We start from the raw sequence: 3,340 nt of genomic DNA, 5'->3' as shown, positions 1-3,340 counted from the left end.
GTGACCGACGGCGAGCGCCGCGATAAAACCCTGCGCAGAGACTCGCCTTTCTCCGCAACATTTTCCACCACGTCCTGCACATGCTCGAGCATGTACTGTGCGCGCTCAACATAGCCCGGCATGGCTTGCCACCAGTCGCGGAGTGTTGTTTCATGATCCAGCAGGGCCAACGCCGTACCCGACGCCGCCATCACCAGCCCAGCGCGCTTCTGTCCGCTCAGGAGCAGAAGTCCACCGGTTATGAGCGATCCGCATGCTGCAACCTTTATCCAATCAAATGAATCGGACTCTGCCATCTCGGTGATCCTCGGGGACCGGTTTTCCCGGCCCGGAAAAGTCGCTACGACCATGAGCTTCCCCCCTTCTGTAATTAGATGCAGCGTCAATAATTGCGGCAGCGAGAGAAATCCTTCTCGCCGTGCATTTCCCCGGGGTTCACATAGGGCGCTGCGCTGCCAGGCTGCCCGGCTCAATCCAGATCGAAATCGCGCAGCGGCTTGCCCGCCGGTGCGTCCTTTGCCTTGCGCAGTGCCTCGGCAAACTTCTTGTCAAAGAGATCTTCCTTGTTCTTCTCCGCGTCGACCGATTGGCGGAAGATCGACTCCTTGCGTTCATCCTGCTCGCGCATTGCCTTGGCCGCGGTTTCGAGATCCTCAAACATCCGCTTGCGCGGCGCCGAAGTGTGACTTACCAGCAGCCCGGTAGCCGCATCCACCACGATCATCGCCCCGCAATCGGGGCATGCAACCTGAAATGTCTCTGCCTTCTCTTTGCCCATAACAGGCCAATTGTAGGCGCTCTGGCGGGATCAGGGAAGCCCAGAAAAGCCGGACCGCCCTGACGCAGAAGCAGTTTCTTTCCGCCCCGATTTTTGAACTTGCAGGCTCGCTCCGGCGTACCATTCTCAGCATGCCGTCCCCCTTCCGATTAACGCTGTACCTGTGTAAACGCGGAGCCCTCCCTCCGCGGTAAGGAGATTCATGAAAGGCATTTTTCTTACCAGGCTCTCAATTTTCGCTGTCGCAGCCCTGATGTCGACCCCCTTCTGTTCTGCCCAGGCCAACCTGGCAGGCGACTGGCAGGGCAGCTTCGACCAGAATGGCATCACATTCCAACTCGCCTGGCATGTCACTGTCGCTGCTGACGGAACCCTTACTTCGACACTGGACAACGTCACTCAAAGTATCTTCGGCATCAAGGCCAAGAAGACCACCGTCAAGGGTTCCGAAGTGAAGATTGAAGTAGACGACGTGATCAGTCCCAACGGGCAGGACATCAATCTCAAGGGCTCCTTCGTTGGCACTCTCAACAAAGAAGCAAACGAGGTGAGCGGCACCTGGACGCAGATCGATCCGCCCCAGGATCCTATACAGATCACGTTCAAGCACAGCCAATCGCAGCCGGCGCCGGCGGCACCTGCAATGGCGCAGCCCTCTGTCGCTGGCGACTGGGCAGGAACCCTCACCGCTGGTCCTGCCCAACTTCGCCTTGTGCTCCATATCACGGCTGCCAAGGATGGCACCCTCACCGGCACGCTTGATAGTCTCGATCAGGGCGCGATTGGCATTCCAGTGTCTTCGATTGAATTGAGAGGGAGCCAGCTTACCCTCGGCCTTCCCGCGGTCAGCGGAACCTATGCCGGCACGGTAAACAAGGATTCAAGCGAGATTGGTGGCACCTGGTCACAGGGCCAGCCCCTCACACTCAACTTCAAGCGCGCCCAGCCGCAAACCGCAGCACCGGCTCCCAAATCCGCAGTGCCATCCGATATCGACGGCACGTGGCAGGGCGCTCTTGATACTCCCAAAGGGACGCTTCGGATCCTATTCAAGATCGTGAACATGGACACTGGCCTGACCGCAACTGTACAAAGTCCCGATCAGAGTCCGGCTTGGGCGCCAACCACGTCAGTCACTCGCACTGGCAACAAAATTTCCATCGAGATGAAAGCCTTTGGGGCCACCTTCGAGGGCCAGATCAACGCAGCCAAAGATACTATCGATGGCAGCTTCACCCAGGGCATGTCGATTCCCCTGGTGCTTAAAAAGAGCTGACACGCGCTGCACCGCACTCGGGCGTGAAGCGCGTCTCCCGCCCGGGAAGCCTACTTATTTGCAACGGTCCCATGCACGTGCAAAATCACTCGTCGATACGAGGTGAGCCGCGGAGATCCATCGTCTGTCACCGCCAAAATCACGTGCGCCACGCCGTCACCCTTGCACGGGATCAGCGGTAGCCATAGCGGACGGCACGCCGCATCAGCGCGCACGGTCACGGTTGGACTCTCTGCTCCATTCAGCGTCAATGCCGCCAGATTCCCGTCGGCAATTCCGGCCTCGGCGTAGTGAAACCAGTGAAAGTGCAGCCGCTGCCCGTCGGGATCACTGCTCTGACCTGCGTCGAGCGTAATCGTCTCGCCCACCCGCACATTCATCTCGAGCTGAGCCGATCCGCCTTTCCCATTCACAACCACGACAGGATTGTGATTCGCATGCGCAAAATCCGCCACAGTCCAAGTCATGCGCGCTGCAAAGTCGTTCTGAAACGCCTCGCGCCAGCGCCAGATCGTCGCCTGATCTGACGTGTGCTCCTTTCCATCAATGCCGGTCACTGTATCTCGCGAGTCGACTCTCGCAAATTCGTCTCCGCCCTGCGTCCAGATCGGATGCGTTTCTCCATACGTCTGCCGGAATACATATCGCCCACCCCAGCCACCCCAGTCCGGTCGCCGGTACGCGTTCAGCCCGTTGTCGATCAGCCCGAGGAACGACGGCGTGTCGCCCTCCATAATGAACATGAACTTCGGATACTTCTTGCCCAGTGATCCCTTGCTGCGGATATTGGTCTCAAGCCACTCATTCGTAACGGTCGCAGAATCCGCACCGTCGCCATTGCGGTAATACCGGTCCCCGCTGATTCCCGTCCACGTCGCCGATGCATACTCCCCGCTCGTCGGAGTCGACGGCGACACGATATAGAACAACTCCGGATACTGCTTGCGAATCATTGGCCCCGCATCATCCTGGTCGCTGATCGAATACACACGCAACCGTGCGATCAGCTTCGAGTTCTCAGGCGCTGTATGCGAAGCCGTCAGATCCTCGAGTGCCTGTGCCAGCGTATTCGCCCCGCCCCATATGCAGATCCAAAGCGGCCGGGGATCGTCGCGCTCCAGCGCTTTCACAATTGCCTTCGACCCTTCCGACGACTTGCCCGTACCCACCGCACTCATCCCATACGCAGTCTGCCCCGTGAATACGTGCGCATCCAGATCGTTCGCCTCCGGCCATCCTTTTGCATGCAGCAACAGATTTGGCCGCACCTGTCCGTATGCGGCGAT

Annotated in this window: 4 protein-coding genes; 1 reads left to right on the top strand and 3 read right to left on the bottom strand. The window is 58.9% G+C overall.

Annotation, left to right across the window (positions count from 1 at the left end):
- Both WA354_RS19365 and WA354_RS19360 read right to left on the bottom strand, forming a co-directional pair.
- On the bottom strand, positions 1-296 hold a 296-nt coding region (locus WA354_RS19365; RefSeq protein ID WP_472814662.1), incomplete at its 3' end, for a hypothetical protein.
- Positions 297-469: 173 nt separating this feature from the next.
- Entirely contained in the window at positions 470-778 is a 309-nt protein-coding gene (locus WA354_RS19360; RefSeq protein ID WP_472814661.1) for a hypothetical protein, read from the bottom strand.
- A 202-nt stretch (positions 779-980) separates the two neighbouring features.
- On the opposite strand from WA354_RS19360, the gene WA354_RS19355 reads away from it, so the two are divergent.
- Positions 981-2,054 carry a hypothetical protein gene (locus WA354_RS19355; protein ID WP_472814660.1) on the top strand — a complete coding sequence of 358 codons (1,074 nt, stop codon included), beginning with the start codon at positions 981-983 and terminating at the stop codon, positions 2,052-2,054.
- A 50-nt stretch (positions 2,055-2,104) separates the two neighbouring features.
- Here WA354_RS19355 and WA354_RS19350 read toward each other — a convergent pair.
- On the bottom strand, positions 2,105-3,340 hold a 1,236-nt coding region (locus WA354_RS19350), incomplete at its 5' end, for a DUF1593 domain-containing protein (RefSeq protein ID WP_472814659.1).

This window comes from Occallatibacter sp. (assembly GCF_049802275.1).
In the GTDB taxonomy this organism is placed as follows: domain Bacteria; phylum Acidobacteriota; class Terriglobia; order Terriglobales; family Acidobacteriaceae; genus Telmatobacter.
Note: the sequence above shows the minus strand (reverse complement) of the source record. Positions and strands in the feature narration are given on the sequence as shown.

Coding starts and splice junctions, on each gene's coding strand:
- WA354_RS19355 (WP_472814660.1), top strand. CDS start 981: ATGAAAGGCATTTTTCTTACCAGGCTCTCAATTTTCGCTGTCGCAGCC.
- WA354_RS19360 (WP_472814661.1), bottom strand. CDS start 778: ATGGGCAAAGAGAAGGCAGAGACATTTCAGGTTGCATGCCCCGATTGC.